Annotated in this window: 12 protein-coding genes; 5 read left to right on the top strand and 7 right to left on the bottom strand. The window is 73.8% G+C overall.

The window, feature by feature from the left end:
* Nucleotides 1-173 precede the first annotated feature (173 nt).
* Nucleotides 174-2,753, bottom strand: a complete 2,580-nt coding sequence (locus tag ACFV3E_RS17330) for an ABC transporter permease (RefSeq protein WP_500535414.1) — start codon at nt 2,751-2,753, stop codon at nt 174-176.
* Complete coding sequence (locus ACFV3E_RS17325; RefSeq protein ID WP_500535413.1) at nt 2,750-3,538, bottom strand: ABC transporter ATP-binding protein; 789 nt, start codon at nt 3,536-3,538, stop codon at nt 2,750-2,752. Before ACFV3E_RS17325 ends, ACFV3E_RS17330 begins: the two co-directional genes overlap by 4 nt.
* 366 nt (nt 3,539-3,904) lie before the next feature.
* Between ACFV3E_RS17325 and ACFV3E_RS17320 the strand changes: the two genes are divergently transcribed.
* Together ACFV3E_RS17320 and ACFV3E_RS17315 are read left to right on the top strand one after the other, a co-directional pair.
* Nucleotides 3,905-5,389 (top strand): MDR family MFS transporter, encoded by a 1,485-nt coding sequence (locus ACFV3E_RS17320; protein WP_500535412.1) that lies wholly within the window; start codon nt 3,905-3,907, stop codon nt 5,387-5,389.
* Between the two features lie 28 nt (nt 5,390-5,417).
* Nucleotides 5,418-5,582, top strand: a complete 165-nt coding sequence (locus tag ACFV3E_RS17315) for a hypothetical protein (RefSeq protein ID WP_500535411.1) — start codon at nt 5,418-5,420, stop codon at nt 5,580-5,582.
* On the opposite strand, the gene ACFV3E_RS17310 is transcribed toward ACFV3E_RS17315, so the two are convergent.
* The 4 genes from ACFV3E_RS17310 to ACFV3E_RS17295 form a co-directional block, all read right to left on the bottom strand.
* On the bottom strand, nt 5,567-6,529 hold the full coding sequence (locus ACFV3E_RS17310; protein WP_500535410.1) for a DivIVA domain-containing protein: 963 nt from the start codon (nt 6,527-6,529) through the stop codon (nt 5,567-5,569). The two genes, ACFV3E_RS17315 and ACFV3E_RS17310, sit on opposite strands and share 16 nt — an antisense overlap.
* Nucleotides 6,530-6,618: 89 nt before the next feature.
* Entirely contained in the window at nt 6,619-8,973 is a 2,355-nt protein-coding gene (locus ACFV3E_RS17305; protein ID WP_500535409.1) for an SUKH-4 family immunity protein, read from the bottom strand.
* An 8-nt stretch (nt 8,974-8,981) separates the two neighbouring features.
* Nucleotides 8,982-9,968 (bottom strand): HNH endonuclease, encoded by a 987-nt coding sequence (locus ACFV3E_RS17300; protein ID WP_500368963.1) that lies wholly within the window; start codon nt 9,966-9,968, stop codon nt 8,982-8,984.
* A 77-nt stretch (nt 9,969-10,045) separates the two neighbouring features.
* The gene (locus ACFV3E_RS17295; protein ID WP_500535408.1) at nt 10,046-10,612 is read right to left on the bottom strand and encodes a hypothetical protein; all 567 of its coding nucleotides are present in this window, start codon (nt 10,610-10,612) and stop codon (nt 10,046-10,048) included.
* A 312-nt stretch (nt 10,613-10,924) separates the two neighbouring features.
* Here ACFV3E_RS17295 and ACFV3E_RS17290 point away from each other — a divergent pair, with 312 nt between their 5' ends.
* Together ACFV3E_RS17290 and ACFV3E_RS17285 are read left to right on the top strand one after the other, a co-directional pair.
* On the top strand, nt 10,925-11,419 hold the full coding sequence (locus tag ACFV3E_RS17290) for a YwqJ-related putative deaminase (protein ID WP_500535407.1): 495 nt from the start codon (nt 10,925-10,927) through the stop codon (nt 11,417-11,419).
* A complete protein-coding gene (locus ACFV3E_RS17285; protein ID WP_500368958.1) occupies nt 11,416-11,895 on the top strand; it encodes an SUKH-3 domain-containing protein in 480 nt (159 codons plus the stop codon). Before ACFV3E_RS17290 ends, ACFV3E_RS17285 begins: the two co-directional genes overlap by 4 nt.
* A gap of 761 nt (nt 11,896-12,656) precedes the next feature.
* On the opposite strand, the gene ACFV3E_RS17280 is transcribed toward ACFV3E_RS17285, so the two are convergent.
* Nucleotides 12,657-14,030, bottom strand: a complete 1,374-nt coding sequence (locus ACFV3E_RS17280; RefSeq protein ID WP_500535406.1) for a sensor histidine kinase — start codon at nt 14,028-14,030, stop codon at nt 12,657-12,659.
* 139 nt (nt 14,031-14,169) lie between these two features.
* Here ACFV3E_RS17280 and ppc point away from each other — a divergent pair, with 139 nt between their 5' ends.
* Nucleotides 14,170-16,899, top strand: a complete 2,730-nt coding sequence (ppc, locus tag ACFV3E_RS17275) for a phosphoenolpyruvate carboxylase (RefSeq protein ID WP_500368954.1) — start codon at nt 14,170-14,172, stop codon at nt 16,897-16,899.
* The last annotated feature ends 124 nt before the right edge of the window (nt 16,900-17,023 follow it).

Here is a 17,023-nt window from a genome sequence, read left to right as displayed (position 1 = left end):
GGTGCCGCGACCTGTGCGGGGTCGGCCAGCGCGGGCCCCCGGGGGTGACCGTGGGGGGTCTCCCACCCGGCGCAGCCGCCCGCAGGCGCAAACAACCCGCACACGACAACCGGCCGCAACCACAACGGCCCCGGGCACGCAGGGCGCGCACCCGGGGCCGTAGGCCGCAAGGCCTACTCCGTGGCGATCGCGCCGAGCACGTTCATCCGCCCCGCCCGGAACGCGGGCACCAGCGCCGCGACGAGTCCGACGAAGGCCGAGCCGATGAAGACGGTGATGATCGTCGGCCAGGGGATCTCCAGGATCCCGAGCCCCTGGAGCGCCAGCAGCTGCTGGGCCGAGGCGCCCCAGCCCATGCCGAGGCCGAGGCCGAGCACCGCGCCGAAGAGGGCGATGACGATCGACTCCAGGCGGATCATGCGCCGCAGCTGCCGCCGCGACATGCCGATCGCCCGCATGAGGCCGATCTCCCGGGTGCGCTCCACCACCGACAGGGCGAGCGTGTTCACGACGCCCAGGATCGCGACGATGATCGCCAGGGCCAGCAGGCCGTAGATCAGGTTGAGCAGCTGGCCGATCTGGTCCTTGAGCAGCTGCTTGTAGTCGGCCTGGTTGCGGACCTGGACCTGCGGGAAGTCGTGCAGCGCCTTCTTCAGCCCGGCGTACGCCGCGTCCTGCTGCCCGTCCTTGGCGGCGGCGAACATGATGTCGTTGATCGGCATCCGGTCGGCCGGCACGTAGCGCGCCGCGGTCGTGATGTTGGTGTACATCGCGCCCTGGTCGAAGACGGTGTCCGCGGAGGTGATGGCGGCGACCGTCAGCGTGGCGGTCTCGCCGTGCGCGAAGCGGACGGCGAGCTCGTCCCCGAGCTTGACCTTGTGCTTGTCGGCGAAGTTCTCGCCGACCGACATCGCGTTGGCGCCGTAGGCGGCCGACAGCTCGCCGGCGACGGTCTTGACCTGGAGGTCCTGGGCGTACGTCGGGTCCGCGGCGGACAGGGAGGTGTCGGACACCGACCCGTCGGGGGCGGTGAGCTTGACGTCGAGGGACTTGTAGTCGGTGACGTGGGCGAGGTGCGGCGCGGCCTTGATGGCCTGCTCGATCTGCGGGGTGATCGGCTGGCCGCTGTCGGAGGCGATGATGAAGTCCGCGCCGACCGACTTGTCGAGCTGGTCGGTCGCCGAGGCCACCATGGAGGAGCCGACCACCGACAGGCCGGCGACGAGCGCGAGGCCGATCATGAGGGCGGCGGCGGTGGCGCCGGTGCGCCGGGGGTTGCGCAGCGCGTTGCGCTCGGCGAGGCGGCCGACCGGGCCGAAGACCCGCAGGACGCCCGCGCTGATCACCCGGACGACGACGCCGGCGAGCAGCGGCCCGACGACCACGAAGCCGACCAGGGTGAGCAGGATGCCGAGGCCGAGGAACATCGAGCCGTCAGCGGCCTTGGTGGCCTGCACGGCGGCGACGAGGGCGGCGGCGCCCGCGAGGGTGAGGACGACGCCGATCGCGGCGCGCACCCTGCCGGCGCGGGCGTCGGCGGGGGTGCCGGCGTCGCGCAGCGCGGCCATCGGGGAGACCTTGCCGGCCCGCCGGGCGGGCAGGTAGGCGGCGAGGACGGTCACCACGACGCCGAGGACGAGCCCGATGACGGGGGTGGAGGCCTTGACCGTCAGGGAGGAGGTGTCGAGGTTCATGCCCGCGCTGCCCATGAGCTTCATGAGCAGGACGGCGAGCCCGACGCCGCCGCCGATCCCGAGCACGGAGCCCACCACGCCGAGCAGCAGCGCCTCGACCAGCACCGAGCGGTTGACCTGGCGGCGGCTGGCGCCGATGGCCCGCATCAGGCCGATCTCCCGGGTGCGCTGGGCGACCAGCATCGAGAAGGTGTTGACGATCAGAAAGATCCCGACGAGGACGGCGATCCCGGCGAAGCCGAGCATCGCGTACTTGATGACGTCGAGGAAGCCGGCGATGTCCTTCTGGTTCTCGGCGGTCCACTCGGCCTGGGTCTGCACCTTGTAGCCGGCGGTGGAGCCGAGTGCGGCGGTGACGTTCTTCTTCAGCTGCTCGTCGCTGACCCCGGGCTCCGCGGTCAGCCCGACGCTGCTGAAGACGTCCTTCGCGCCGAGTACCTTGGTCTGGGTGGTGGCGGTGTCGAAGTAGAAGATCGCCGCACCGGGGTTGGTGACCTTGAAGGTGGCGATGCCGCTGATCCGGGCCCGGAACTCGCCCGGGATGGCGATCACGCGCAGTTCGTCGCCCAGTGCGAGGTGCTTCTTGTCGGCGGTGTCGGCGTCGACCATCACCTCGGTGGGGCCGCGCGGGGCGTGGCCGGAGGTGACGTCGACCGAACGCAGCTCGGTGGAGTCCCAGTTGGTGGCGATGGTCGGGGCACCGGAGGTCGGGCCGAGGTTCTCCCCGGCGGCGTCGGTGACGGTCAGGGTCTGGCTGTTGGCCTCGCCCGACGCGGACTTGACGCCGTCGACCTCCTTCAGCCGCGCGACGGTGGCGGCGGGCACGGTGGCCGCCTTGGTGGTCATCTGCATCTCGTCGTCGCCGGGCGCGCCCTTGGGCGTGACCGTGACGTCCGAGGCGGTGGCGGCGAAGAGCTTGTCGAAGGTGGACGTCATGGTGTCGGTGAAGACGAGCGTGCCGCAGACGAAGCCCACCGACAGCAGGACGGCGATGGCGGACAGCGCCATGCGTCCCTTGTGCGCGACGAAGTTGCGCATCGAGGTCTTGACGACGGTCACGACGTCCTCCCGCGGGCGTCGAAGTCCTTCATGCGCTCCAGGACGGAGTCGGCGGTCGGGTCGCGCATCTCGTCGACGATCCGGCCGTCGGCGAGGTAGAGGACGCGGTCGGCGTACGAGGCGGCGACCGGGTCGTGGGTCACCATGACGATGGTCTGGCCGAGTTCGTCGACCGAGCGGCGCAGGAAGCCGAGGATCTCGGCGCCGGCGCGCGAGTCGAGGTTGCCGGTCGGCTCGTCACCGAAGATGATCTCCGGCCGGGCGGCGAGGGCGCGGGCCACGGCGACGCGCTGCTGCTGACCGCCGGAGAGCTGACCGGGCCGGTGCTTGAGGCGGCCGGCCAGGCCTACGGTCTCCACGACCCGCTGCAGCCACTGGGGGTCGGCCTTGCGGCCGGCGATGTCCATGGGCAGCGTGATGTTCTCGGCCGCGTTCAGGGTCGGCAGCAGGTTGAAGGCCTGGAAGATGAAGCCGATCTTGTCCCGCCGCAGCCGGGTGAGCTTCTTGTCCTTCAGCTTGGTGATCTCGGTCTCACCGACCCAGATCCGGCCGTCGGTCACGGTGTCGAGACCGGCGAGGCAGTGCATCAGGGTCGACTTGCCGGAGCCGGAGGGCCCCATGATCGCGGTGAAGCGGCCGCGGTCGATGTCGACGTCGACCGCGTCCAGGGCCACGACCCGGGTCTCGCCCGAGCCGTACGCCTTGGTGACCTGACGGGCCCGGGCGGCCACGGCCGTACGTTCTCCGCTGCCCCCGGACTTGGGAATCGATACTGCCGTTGTCACGTGGATGCTCCTGTTCGAGTGGTGCGCCGCCGTTTCCGGGCGTGCTGCGTCGCGTACCAAGACTGGCTTCGGGGAGGGGGCCGGAACGATGGTGCGGGTCTCCGTATCGGCCCGGGGGTTACCCCCACCAGAAGGCTAGGGAGCCCAGGAGGGCTCCCTCGTCCTCCGCCGGTACGAACCGGGGGTAGGAGAAAGTCCGGTGGGACCCCTAGGGGGACTGCACCTTTCGGCGTACCCGGCTCGGGGTCGAGCCTGCACCCTCCGGTCGCGGGAGGTTCAAGCCCCGCCGTCCGGCCTGCGGGAACCCCCTGTGCGCACGGGGGCCCGGCATGAAATCGTGTGTCGTACACACAACCAGGGGGTCCCGTGGAGCGCACCGAGCAGACCGCGACCGCAGCCGCCACCGCTTCCGGGAAGGCGCCGCAGCGGCGCGGCCCGGTGGTCGCCGCGCTGATGATGGCCATGGCGCTGGCGGCGATGGACTCCACGATCATCTCCACCGCGGTGCCGCAGATCGTCGGCGAGCTGGGCGGCTTCTCCGTCTTCTCCTGGCTCTTCTCCGGCTACCTGCTCGCGGTCACGGTGACCCTCCCGGTCTACGGCAAGCTCGCCGACACCTTCGGCCGCAAGCCCGTGCTGCTGACCGGCATCGGGATCTTCCTGCTCGGTTCCGTGCTGTGCGCCGGGGCGTGGAACATGGCCGTACTGATCGCCTTCCGCATCGTGCAGGGGCTCGGCGGCGGCGCCATCCAGGGGACCGTGCAGACCATCGCCGGCGACCTGTACCCGCTGAGGGAGCGCGGCCGCATCCAGGCGGCGATCTCCACGGTCTGGGCGGTCTCCGCCGTCCTCGGGCCGCTGTGCGGCGGGCTGTTCGCCGGGTACGCCAGCTGGCGCTGGATCTTCCTGATCAACCTGCCCGTCGGGGCGGTCGCGCTCCTGCTCATCTCCCGTCATCTGCGCGAACGGGTCGGCGAGCGGACCCGGCACCGCGTCGACTGGCCCGGCGCGCTGCTGCTCTTCCTCTCCGGCGGGCTGCTGATCACCGGCCTCGTCCAGGGCGGGCCCGCCCGGTGGTGGCTGCTCGGCGGCAGCCTCGTCCTGGGCGCCCTCACCGTGTGGGCCGAGCGCCGGGCCGCCGAGCCGATCATCCCCGGCTGGGTCTGGCGGCGCCGGGTGATCGTCGCCGTCAACCTGGCCCTGGGCATGCTCGGCGTCCTCATGGTGGCCCCGACGGTCTTCCTCCCCACGTACGCCCAGACCGTGCTCGGGCTCGGGCCGATCGCGGCCGGCTTCGTGCTGTCGGTGATGACGCTCAGCTGGCCGCTGTCCGCCGCCCTCAGCAACCGCGTCTACCTGCGCATCGGCTTCCGCAACACCGCCGCCCTGGGCATGGCGGCCGCCACCGTCGTCCTCGTCGTCCTGGTGCTGCTCCCGTACGCCGGTCCCGCATGGCAGCCCACCCTGGTGATGCTGCTGCTCGGTGCCGCCCTCGGGCTCTTCCAGCTCCCCCTGATCGTCGGCGTGCAGTCCACCGTCCCGTGGAGCGAACGGGCCACCGCCACCTCGTCGATCCTCTTCTGCCGCCAGGTCGGCCAGAGCGTCGGCGCGGCCGTCTTCGGCGCCGTCGCCAACGCCACCCTCGCCTCCCGCCTGCACGGCTCCGGCACCGACCTCGACTCCATCGCCGGCGCCGCGCACATCAACGAGCACGTGCGCCGCGCCGTCGCGGCGGCGGTCAACCACGTCTACGCCGGCGCGGCCGTCGCGGCGGTCCTGTCCCTGGCCGCCGTCCTCCTGGTGGCGCCCCGCCGCTTCCCGGTCCTGGAGGAGGACCCGGCGGTACGGTGAGCCCACGGACGCGAAGACCTACGCGCGCATGCGGGCCATCGCCGACGAGTTGAGGGAGCGCGAGGACACCTGGGCCGTGGAGATCGGCGAGGGCGTCATCACGTTGACGATGTCGCCCGTCAACCGGCACGAGCTGATCGCCATGCGCCTGCGGCGGCACAGCGGGGAGTTCCCCGCCTACGACGGTTCCTGATCGTCCCCGGGTGAGGGGGAGGGCACGTCGGAGGCGGCGGGGCCCGGTTCCTCCTCGGCGTCGGGAGCCTCGCGGCCGGTGAGGGCGGCGAGGCTGCCGCGGACGTGGGCGAGGTGCTCGCGGATCTCCTCCCGGCGGACCTCGTGCTCGCGCAGTTCTCGTTCGGCGGCGAGACGGATGCGCTCCTCCCGCACCCGGGCCTGGGCGAGGAGTTCCGCGGCGGTGGCGTCGGCCTCCTCCTGGCGGCGCCGCGCGGCCTCCTCCGTCTCCGCCAGGGCCCGGCGGGCGTCGTCCACCATGGCCTCGGCGTAGGAGGTGAGTTCGGCGAGGCGCGAGTCGACCCCGGCCTCGCCCTCCGCGAGTTCGTGCTCCTGGGTGTCGAAGCGCTCGCGGTGCTCCTTCTCCAGTTCGGCGAGCGCCTGTTCGCCCTCCCGCCGCGCGGCGTCGAGCTCCCGGGCGACCTCGTCCCCCAGCAGGCCGGTCTCCTCGCGGGCGTCGCCGAGCACGCGCCCGGCGTCGGCGTGTGCCTGCTCCAGCACCTGCTCGGCCTGCTCGTCGGCGGTGCCGCGGCGGGCGTGGGCGGCGGCGCGGGCCTCGTCCATGAGCGTGCGGCGGGCGGCCGCGGCCGCGTCGTGCGCGTGCCGGGCCTCCTCCTCGGCCTGCTCACGTACGGAGGTGGCCTCCTCCTCGACCAGCCGCAGCAGGTCCAGCGCGCCCTTCCCGAGGGATTCGTACGTGGGCGGCGAGAGCGTGGAGACCGCCTCGCGCAGCGCGGCGCACTCCGCGGTCATCTCGTTGGCCAGGACGGTGAGCCGCGCGGCACGCTCCCAGGCAGCGTCGCGGTCCTCGGACAGCTCCTCCAGGAAGCGGTCGACCTGTTCGGTGCGGTACCCGCGGCCACGGACGGTGGCGAAGCCGTGGCCGCCGCGGGGGTGTGCCGTGCTCATACCCCTATTCTCAGGGATTTGCCGGATTTACCCATAACGCGACACTCCGACCGGCCCGCAGACCGACCGGAGCGACGCCGTACGGGGACCTAGAGCATCCCGTCCCACATCTGCTCGATCAGCACCGGCCACCAGTGCTCGGGCGACGCCACCGCCGCTGGGTCGAGCGCGGCCAGCTGGTTCTGGAAGTCGACCGTCCAGCGGCCCGCCTGCTCGGGCGTCAGGCCCAGCCGCCAGCGCCACATCTTCCCGAGCAGTGCCAGGCAGCGGACGAACTCCGGCAGGCTGGAGTTGACGAACTGCGGCACGGGAGCCGCACCGCCCGGCCCGGCCTCCAGCGGCACCGCGACGATGTGCGCCGTGCCGTACTGCACGCACAGCTGGCGGCCGAAGTCATTGCCCATCACCAGGTACGAGCCCGCGTCCGGGGCCGGCAGCACGCCGCGCTCGGCCGCCAGCTCCGCCAGGGTCGGCACCGGCCGCCCCGGCTGGGCCTGGGCCCAGAAGAACGGCCCGAAGTCCACCGGCAGCCCGGACCAGGTGAGCGTCTGCGCGACGAGGTCCGGCACGCCCTGGCGGGCGACCGCCCGCTGGTCGAAGCGGAACACGCCCTGCGGCCCGAAGGACTGCGCCAGTTCCTGCCCGATCGCGTCCAGCGGGATCGGGGGGACCCGCTGGACCTGGTGCGGCTCGGGCAGCGGCACCCGGTGCGGGTGCGCGTGCGCCGGGGCACTGGCCACCTGGTGCAGCTCGCCGAGGTGCGTCAGCAGGTGCTGCACGCCCGCGCGGCGGCTCGCGTGGTCCTTGCCGTAGGGGGCGGTACTGCTGATCCGCACCTGGGGCCAGGTCTCGCGGATCATCCGGGCGCAGTAGCCGCCCGGCAGGTCGCACGACTCCAGCTCCGTGTGCAGCTCCAGCACCGCCTGCGGCGGCACGCCGAGGGCGCGCAGCTCGTGCAGGATCTGCCACTCCGGGTGCGGCGTGCCGGGTGCGGAGCGGCGCATCAGCTGCTGTTCCGAGCCGTCCTGCGCGCGGTAGCGGAGCACGGCCAGGTAGCCGGGGCCGACCGTGGGCACCCCGGTGGGCGGCTGTGGCTGGGCCTGCTGGGGGTAGCCGTACGCCGGAGGCTGCGGCGGCGCCGCGACGGGACCGGGCGGCGGAGGGGGCGGGGGCGGTGCCGTCGCCCCGGCGGCGCCGTCCGGGCGGGACAGCATCGTCGCGGCCTGGTGCACGTCCCCGGCCGCCGGCTGCGGCGGTGCGGGCGGACCGGGCCGGTCGTTCGCGGGGAGCTGCTGCACCAGCTGCGTGGGCACGTACCCGGCGGCCGGGGTGCCGGGCACGCCCGGACCGGGCGGCGGCGCGGGCGGACCGGGCGGACCGGCCTTCGAGGTCTCGGCGGCGGACACGTCGGCGGCGCCACGGCCGGGACCGGGCGGCGGCGGGGGCGGCGGAGGCGGGCCGTCCGGGCGGGACAGCATCGTCGCGGCGTGGTGCACGTCCCCGGAGGCGGGCCTGGCGGGGGTGGACGGCGCGGGCGGCGGCGGGGGCGGGCCCTGCTGGGCCACCGGCGGCGGGGGCCCCGGCGGCGGGGGCGTGGACGAGCCGCCCGGGTAGCCGTAGGCGCCGGGCCCGGGAGCCGGTGGGGGCGGCGGAGGCGGGGGCGGCGTGCCGGCGCCGGCGCCGGGGTAGCCGTAACCGCCCTGCGCCTGGGGCCGCGGCAGCGGCGTCCCGGCCTCCGCCACACCGGGCAGCCGCTCGGTGCTGGCGTCGGCGCTCGTCATCGGCGGCGGGGTGTGGGCGTCGTCCGAGTCGCTGATCGGCGGCGCGTAGACGGTCGCCGGCGGCGGCACGGACGCCCCCGCGCCCTGGCTGTCGTTGGCGTCCCGCCATGCCGCGGGCGGCGGGGTGGGCGCGCCGCCGTACGGCATCGGCATCGGCGGGGTCGGGGTCGGGACGTACGGCTGGGTGGGCGTGGCGGGACCGGGCGTGGTGACCGGGGCCGGGGCGCGCGGCGGTGCGGGGACGGTGTCGCCCAGGGCGCCGTCCGGAACGTCACGGCGGTCGGGGATGCCGAGCCGGTCGGCCGCGTCCTGCAGCCACTGCGGCGGGCTCAGCAGGAAGGACGTCGCCTCCAGGTCGATCCGCCGGGGCCGCTCCGGCACGGCGTCCGCGACCGCGCCGGCCGCGGCGCCGTAGATCTCCTCCCAGCGGCGGATGATCTCGCCCACGGGCAGCGAGGGCCAGAGCGTGGCGTCGCCGCTGTCCCGGGCGATGACGATGCGGGTCTCCCCGTCGTCCGAGGTCGGACCGCCGTCCCTCGGCTCGGACCAGACCACGAAGCCCCGGTCGAACTCCCGCACCTGCACCTCACGTGCGAGGTAGGCGGGGACGTCGGCGTTGATCCACCGCTCGGCGCGTTCCTGCGCCTCCGCGAACGTGACCATGTGCTGCCTCACCCCTCCACCGGGACGGCGCGGGCGAAGCCGCCGTCCACCATCAGGTTCGCCACCGTCTCCAGCTCCGGCGGGTCGCCGGCGAGCGCGGCCAGGAAGGCGTCGAAGTCCTCGCCGCAGGGCAGCAGCAGCCCGGTGACCCGCTCCTCGGTGGAGCCGAAGGCGCCGTCGGCGTCCCGCACGTCGTCGTACGGGCACAGCCACATGGAACCCAGGTCGGCGCCGCGCGCCTTCACGGCGAGCACACCGCCCTGGACGTAGGAGATCGCCAGGTAGTCCTTGGTGAGGTGGTCCCGCAGGCACTTGTTGACGTAGCCGAGGTCGTTGGCCGCCGCCTCGTCCCGCACGGTGAAGAAGGGCTGGTCGACGAGGAGTCCCAGCATGGGCAGCAGGGCGACGCCGCGCGGTGCGCTGCCGCCCGCCGCCTTGAGGAAGGTGCGGTACGCGCCGGGCAGCCGGTAGCCGAGCTCCTCCTCGACGTCCCGGACCTGCTGCTCGGTGACGGCGACCCCGTCCTTGCGCACGCCGAAGTGGACCGGCCGGGTCTCCTGGAGCGGCCGGGTGCCGCGCTTGTCGTGGTCGGCGGAGGCGGTGGTGGCCAGGCCCCCGTGGTGCCGCAGCAACGACTTGACCTCGGCGGGGATCAGCTCCAGACGGCGGCTGCCGGCGACGTGGTGCCAGCTCCACCCGTGCGGCGTGGCGACGGGGGACAGGCTGCCCCACAGCTCGTGACCGGCGGCGTGCTGCGCGGCGTTCGCCGACACGTAGTCGGTCAGCCGGAGTTCGTCGATGCCGAAGCCGTCCGGCGGTTCGGCGATCTCGGCCGCCGCGCGGGCGTACGCCGAGAAGTCGGGGAAGCCGCGCTCGTCCACGCGTACGCCCTGCGGGTGGCGGGCGCGCCGTACCGGGTCCGGGAAGTGCACGATCTGACCGGCGTAAGCCGCGTTCGGTGGCGCGGCCCGATACCCGGGCCGACCTGTCGTCATTGCCGATGCCCCCATGCTGTATCCGGTGTTGGGCACAGCCTATGGGGTGTGGCAAGAGGCGCTTGAGCTGGTTCCGGTCACGGGTGTACGGCGGCCGCGGCGAGTTTCCCGTGCTGGGCGCGCGCGACGGCGAGGGGCGGTCCTCCGGGGTCTCCGGACGGCTTGACCGTGACGTAGGTGGCCGTGCTGCCCCCGGTGCGCACGACGGTGACGGTGGCGGTGCCCCTCGTGGCGTCGGCGGTGTCGGTCATCACGTAGGCGACCGCCTCGTCGCCCACCGCGGGGGCCCGCACGGGACGGACGGCGAAGTGCCGGGTGCGCCCCTCCCCGTCCGTCGTCCCGAAGGAACGGCACTGCCTCAGGGCGGCGGTGATGCCGCCGACGACCTCGCCCGCCTCGCCGGGCCGGTGGGCGGCGAGCAGCAGCAGGTCCAGCCCGCCGTCACCGCCGAGCGCCCCGCGCGTGGTGACGGCGGCCGTCACCTGGGCCGTGCGCGGCCGGGCGGGACGGCTGCTCACGGGGTCGGACAGGGGTCGGCACCCGGGCCGGTCCGCGGTCAGCGACTCCTCGGGGACAGGCACGCCCGCGCCGACCGTCACCACGTAACCGGGCACATCGGCGGAGGTGATCAGCGCCGCCCTCAACCGGGCCGCGGAGAGCGTTCGTTGTGCCCCTCCCGTGGAGGCCGTGGTCGAATCCCGGCCGTTCTCCGTGGGCTTGGCCGCTCTCCCGTCCGACCCGGCGCTACTATCCGTACAACCACTGGCCAACGCAAGGAGCACCACTGCGGCAGCACACCGGACGACGATACGCATCTCCCCACAGTGCCGTGACATCCGGCACAAAGTAAACCTCTCACCTCACAACCGACTTCCGTAACGCCTTGTCCGTTTGGCAGTCTTACGCACATAGGGGGACGTCCTCGACGCGAGGACGGATCGGAGGGCCGTACGAAGATGCTGACGAGAGACGCCGCGGATCCGCGGCTCAACTGGGGAGCCGACGAAGCGCCCGCGCCACCGGCGCTGCGCCACCGGCGCGACGGGATCCTGCCGGCGGTCGCCGCCGCGCTGTCCGTCCGGGACGAGGTCCTCACCTGCACCGGCGTGAAGGCGGACCAGCCGCCCCCGCTCCACCCGCTCGTCCAGGACGTCCTCGACGCCCTCCCCGTCGCCCAGCGTGAGCGCTTCACCGGGCGATGTCCCGAGCCGGTGCTGCTGTCCCGCCACCTCACCACCGTCGACGGCGCCCGCAGCAAGCGCGCCGCGCGCAAGCCGCTCACGAACGGCGAGGCCCGCAAGGCCCTCAAGGGCGCCAAGCTCACCGCCCGCCGCATACGCGAGGACGGCGACCCCGCCCACGGCACCTACGCCCCGCCCTGCCGCTCCTGCGAGGCGCTGCTCGCGCAGTTCGGCGTACGCGCCTTCGACCCGGGAGCCGACGCCGAATGAACTCGACCCGCTTCCCCGTCGGCGTCGACGTGGCCCTGCACGCCGCCGGCTGGCAGCCCGGCCGCTGGGACATCCGCCAGGCCGAGGTCTGGGCCGACACGCTCCGCGCCTACGTCTCCCCCGGCGGCCACCGCCACAGCGTCTTCCCCGCCGCCGTCGAGGCCTGGGCCGAGTTCGGCGGCCTCACCGTGCCGGCCGTCACGTCCCCCGGCCGCCACGTCGCACCCAGCACGGTCCGCGTCGACCCGCTCCACGGGCTGCACCTCGCGCGCACCCTCGGCGACCTCGGCAGCGCGCTCGACACGGAGGTCGCCCCACTCGGGGAGGAGTCCGCGGGCCACGGGCAGCTCGCGATCGACGCCGAGGGACGCGTCTACTGCCTCGACCACACCGGCGACTACTATCTGGGCCCGACCATCGACGCGGCCCTGGGCGCCCTCACGACGGGCTCCCGCCCCCACCGCCTCACGACCTGACGGCGCCCGCCCTGTCCTTGCGTTTGCGGTGCCCCTTGCGGCCCGTCGTTGTGTGCGGGTGCGTTGCGCCTGCGGCGGGCATCCCCCGCCCTCCCTCCCGATTGCCCGGCGCGGTCAGTGCGGGCCTGCGCATCGTTGGCTTGGGGTCGGTGCCGCGCCGGCGCACGTCTCCCCCAGCCTTCGGCCGGGGGGACCCCCACAGCGCTCGCGGTTTACGTCCACATCGTTCGGCGCCCGGGTCCGCCGCTCGTCTCCCCCAGCCTTCGGCCGGGGGGACCCCCATGGGCGCACCCCGCCACACCCCCTCCCGTTGTCGGAGCGCACGACGGCCGGTGGGGGGGTGAGTAAAGCACTTACGGCAACCCCGAACCGCCTTCTGAACCCCCACCGGCCGTTAGTCGCCCCCACCGGCAGGAGGGGGTGTGGCGGGGTGCCCCCATGGGGGTCCCCCCGGCCGAAGGCTGGGGGAGACGAGCGGTGGGCGCGGTGCCGAATGATGTGGGGCAGCGCCGCGAGCGCCGAGGTGGGGGTCCCCCCGGCCGAAGGCTGGGGGCGTACCCCGGCGCGGCACCGACCCCACAACGCACGCAGCGAGGCGGTCACTGACCGCGCCGGGCAATCGGGCGGGAGGGCGGGTGGACGCCCGCCGCAGGCGCAACGCACCCGCACACAACCCACCGGGCAGCCCGGCGCAGCCGCCCGCAGGCGCAACAAAGCCGCACACAACAACCGGGCCGCAAGGGGCACCCCGGGCCGCACCGCTACGCGGGAAGCATGGCGGAGACGCGGAACCCGCCCTCGTGCGTCGTGCCGGCGGCGAACCCTCCGCCGAGCGCCGTGACGCGCTCCTTCATGCCGACCAGCCCGTTGCCCCCGCTGGGCAGCACCAGCGCGGGCGCCCCGTCGGAGGGCCCGTTCTGCACCAGGACCGCGACCTCCGCCTCGCGGTAGGCGAGGCGGATGCGGGCCCACGCGCCGGGCGCGTGCTTGTGGACGTTGGTGAGCGCCTCCTGCACGACGCGGTAGACCGTGGCCTCGACCCGCGCCGCCAGCGGACGCTCCTCCCCCTCCACCGTGAGCTCGACGTCCATCCCGGTGGCCCGCGACTCGTCGAGCAGCCGCCTGAGCTCGGCCAGGCACGGCCCCTGCTCGTCCTCCGTCTCGGCATCCCCGGCCGCGGCCGGAACCGGGGCGGGCGCAATCGTTTCCGCAACGGCCACGACACGGACCGCCGCACCCGCCGACGCCGCACCCGCCGACGCCGCACCCGCCGACGCCGCCCGCGCCGCCGTCACCGGCTCCGCCCGCAGGACGCCCAGCATCTCGCGCAGTTCGTTGAGCGCCTGCCGCCCCATGTCCCCGAGGAGCTGCGCGCTGGCCGAGGCCTTCTCGGGGTCCTTGACGGTGATCGCCTGCAGCGCGGCCGCGTGCACGACCATGAGGCTCACCCGGTGTGCGACCACGTCGTGCATCTCGCGCGCGATGCGGGTGCGCTCCTCCATGCGGGCACGCTCCGCGGAGCTCGTGGCCGTCTCGGCCAGCAGGGACAGCTCCCGCTCCAGGCCGTCCGCCCGTTCCCGCAGGCTCTCCACGAGCCGGCGCCGGGCGCCGACGTACAGGCCCAGCAGCACCGGCGGCGCGGTGACGCCGACCGCCGCGAGCACGGAGGTGAGGACGACCACCGCCAGCGGCGCGTGGTACGCCGCGCCGCCGAGGTCACCGTGCATCTCCAGGAAGGTGACGATCAGCATGCCGAGCATGGTCATCCCCGACAGCACCGCGATGATCCGCCGCGGTACGTCGGAGGCGGCCAGGGTGTAGAGGCCCACGATGCTCAGCAGGATGCCCATCTGGGCCGGCGTGACGGCGATGGAGACCAGGACGACCAGGACCGGCCAGCGCCTGCGGAGCACCAGCACCGAGCCGACCAGCAGGCCGAACAGACCCGTGACGACCGGCGAGACCCCGGACTTCTCGGCGAAGGCCGCGCCTTCCAGGAGGCATTCCACGGCCGAGACGAAGGCCAGGGACACGTCGAGCACCATGCTGCGCCGCCTGGGCCACCACCACGGCCCGGCGACCACCCGGCTTCGTCCGCCGGCCCCGTCCGGTACGTACTCCCCCGTCGTACTCATACGGACCAGCCTAGACGCGACGGTGTCCGCCTGGCGGTCAGCCCCGGTCCGGCGGGCGGCCCCGACCTATCCTTGTGCCGTCGGACAGCGCGGTCCGGACAATGCCGCCGCCCATTCCACTGCACGAGGAGCCGCACCTGTGAGCAGCGCCGACAACACCACCGGCAGCGCCCCCCTCCGCGCGGACATCCGCCGCCTGGGAGACCTCCTCGGCGGGACGCTCGTCCGGCAGGAGGGCCCGGAGCTCCTCGATCTCGTCGAGAGGGTGCGGGCGCTGACCCGCAGCGACGGCGAGGCCGCCGCCGCCCTGCTCGGCGAGACCGACCTGGAGACCGCGGCCAAGCTGGTACGGGCGTTCTCCACCTACTTCCACCTCGCCAACGTCACCGAGCAGGTGCACCGGGGCCGTGAGCTGCGTTCCCGCAGGGCGGCGGACGGCGGGCTGCTGGCCCGTACGGCCGACCTGCTCAAGGACGCCGACCCGGAGCACCTGCGCCAGACGGTGCGCAACCTCAACGTGCGTCCGGTCTTCACCGCCCACCCGACCGAGGCGGCCCGCCGCAGCGTGCTGAACAAGCTGCGGGTGATCGCCGCGCTGCTGGACGAGTCCGGTGAGGCGGGAGGGGACCGCCGCCGCAGCGACCTGCGTCTGGCGGAGAACATCGACCTGCTCTGGCAGACCGACGAACTGCGCGTCGTGCGCCCCGAGCCCGCCGACGAGGCGCGCAACGCCATCTACTACCTGGACGAGCTGCACGCGGGCGCGGTCGGCGACGTGCTGGAGGACCTGGCGGTCGAGCTGGAGCGGGTCGGTGTGCCGCTGCCCGCGGAGACCCGCCCGCTGACCTTCGGCACCTGGATCGGCGGCGACCGGGACGGCAACCCCAACGTCACCCCGCAGGTCACCTGGGACGTCCTGATCCTGCAGCACGAGCACGGCATCACCGACGCCCTGGAGCTGGTCGACGACCTGCGCGCGGCGCTGTCCAACTCGATCCGCAACTCGGGCGCCTCGCCCGAGCTGCTGGCCGACCTGGAGCAGGACCTGCAGCGCCTCCCGGAGATCAGCCCCCGCTACAAGCGGCTGAACGCGGAGGAGCCCTACCGCCTCAAGGCCACCTGCATCCGGCAGAAGCTGCTCAACACCCGGGAGCGGCTGGCCGGCGGCACTCCGCACGTGCCCGGCCGCGACTACCTCGGCACCGGCGGCCTCCTGGCCGACCTGCGTCTGGTGCAGGACTCGCTGCGCGCCAACCGCGGTGAGCTGATCGCGGACGGCCGCCTGGACCGCACCATCCGCACCCTGGCCGCCTTCGGCCTGCAGCTGGCCACGATGGACGTCCGCGAGCACGCCGACGCCCACCACCACGCCCTCGGCCAGCTCTTCGACCGGCTCGGCGAGGAGTCCTGGCGGTACGCGGACATGCCGCGGGACTACCGGCGCCGGCTGCTCGCCAAGGAGTTGCGCTCGCGGCGGCCGCTGGCGCCGTCCCCGGCGCCGCTGGACGCGGCGGGGGCGAAGACGCTGGGCGTCTTCGACACCGTGCGGGAGTCCTTCGAGCGGTTCGGGCCGGAGGTCATCGAGTCGTACATCATCTCGATGTGCCTGGGCTCCGACGACGTCTTCGCGGCGGCGGTGCTGGCCCGCGAGGCCGGGCTGATCGACCTGCACGCGGGGATCGCCAAGATCGGGATCGTGCCGCTGCTGGAGACCACCGACGAGCTGAAGGTCGCCGACAGGCTGCTCGACGAGATGCTCTCCGACCCCTCGTACCGCAAGCTCGTCTCGCTCCGCGGCGACGTGCAGGAGGTCATGCTCGGCTACAGCGACAGCTCCAAGTTCGGCGGCATCACCACCTCGCAGTGGGAGATCCACCGGGCGCAGCGGAGCCTGCGCGACGTGGCGCACCGCCACGGGGTGCGGCTGCGGCTCTTCCACGGCCGCGGCGGCACCGTCGGCCGGGGCGGCGGCCCGACGCACGACGCGATCCTGGCGCAGCCGTGGGGCACGCTGGAGGGCGAGATCAAGGTGACCGAGCAGGGCGAGGTCATCTCCGACAAGTACCTGATCCCGTCCCTGGCGAGGGAGAACCTGGAGCTGACGGTCGCGGCCACGCTGCAGGCCTCGGCGCTGCACACCGCGCCCCGCCAGTCCGAGGAGGCGCTGTCCCGCTGGGACGCGGCCATGGACGTGGTCTCCGACGCCGCGCACTCCGCCTACCGGCGGCTGGTGGAGGACCCGGACCTGCCCGCGTACTTCTTCGCCTCCACCCCGGTGGACCAGCTGGCCGAGCTGCACCTGGGCTCGCGCCCCTCGCGCCGCCCGGACAGCGGGGCGGGGCTGGACGGACTGCGGGCCATCCCGTGGGTGTTCGGCTGGACGCAGTCGCGGCAGATCGTGCCGGGCTGGTTCGGCGTCGGCTCGGGGCTGAAGGCCGCCCGCGAGGCGGGCCGGGAGACGGACATCGCCGAGGCGTACGAGCAGTGGCACTTCTTCCGGAACTTCCTGTCCAACGTCGAGATGACGCTGGCCAAGACGGACCTGCGGATCGCCGAGCACTACGTCGGCACCCTGGTGCCCGGCGAACTCAAGCACGTCTTCGACGTCATCAAGGCCGAACACGAGCTGACGGTCGCCGAGGTGCTGCGGATCACCGGTGAGGCGAAGCTGCTGGACGCGCAGCCGGTGCTCCAGCAGACCTTCCGGATCCGGGACGCCTACCTCGACCCGATCTCCTACCTCCAGGTGGCGCTACTGCACCGGCAGCGCGAGGCCGCCGCCCGCGGCGAGGAGCCCGACCCGCTGCTCGCCCGCGCGCTGCTGCTGACGGTGAACGGCGTGGCGGCCGGCCTGCGCAACACCGGCTGACCACCCGCCGCAGGACAGGAAGAAGGGCGGGGGGGGCCCCCCGGGGGGCCCCCCCCCAGGAACGGGGGGAGGGGGGCCAGGATATTATAAAAAAAAAGACCGGCCCACACCAGTATGAATGGAA

Source organism: Streptomyces sp. NPDC059718 (assembly GCF_042733315.1).
GTDB lineage: Bacteria > Actinomycetota > Actinomycetes > Streptomycetales > Streptomycetaceae > Actinacidiphila.
The sequence above is the reverse complement of the archived record's forward strand: the minus strand, read 5'-3'. Positions and strand labels throughout refer to the sequence as shown.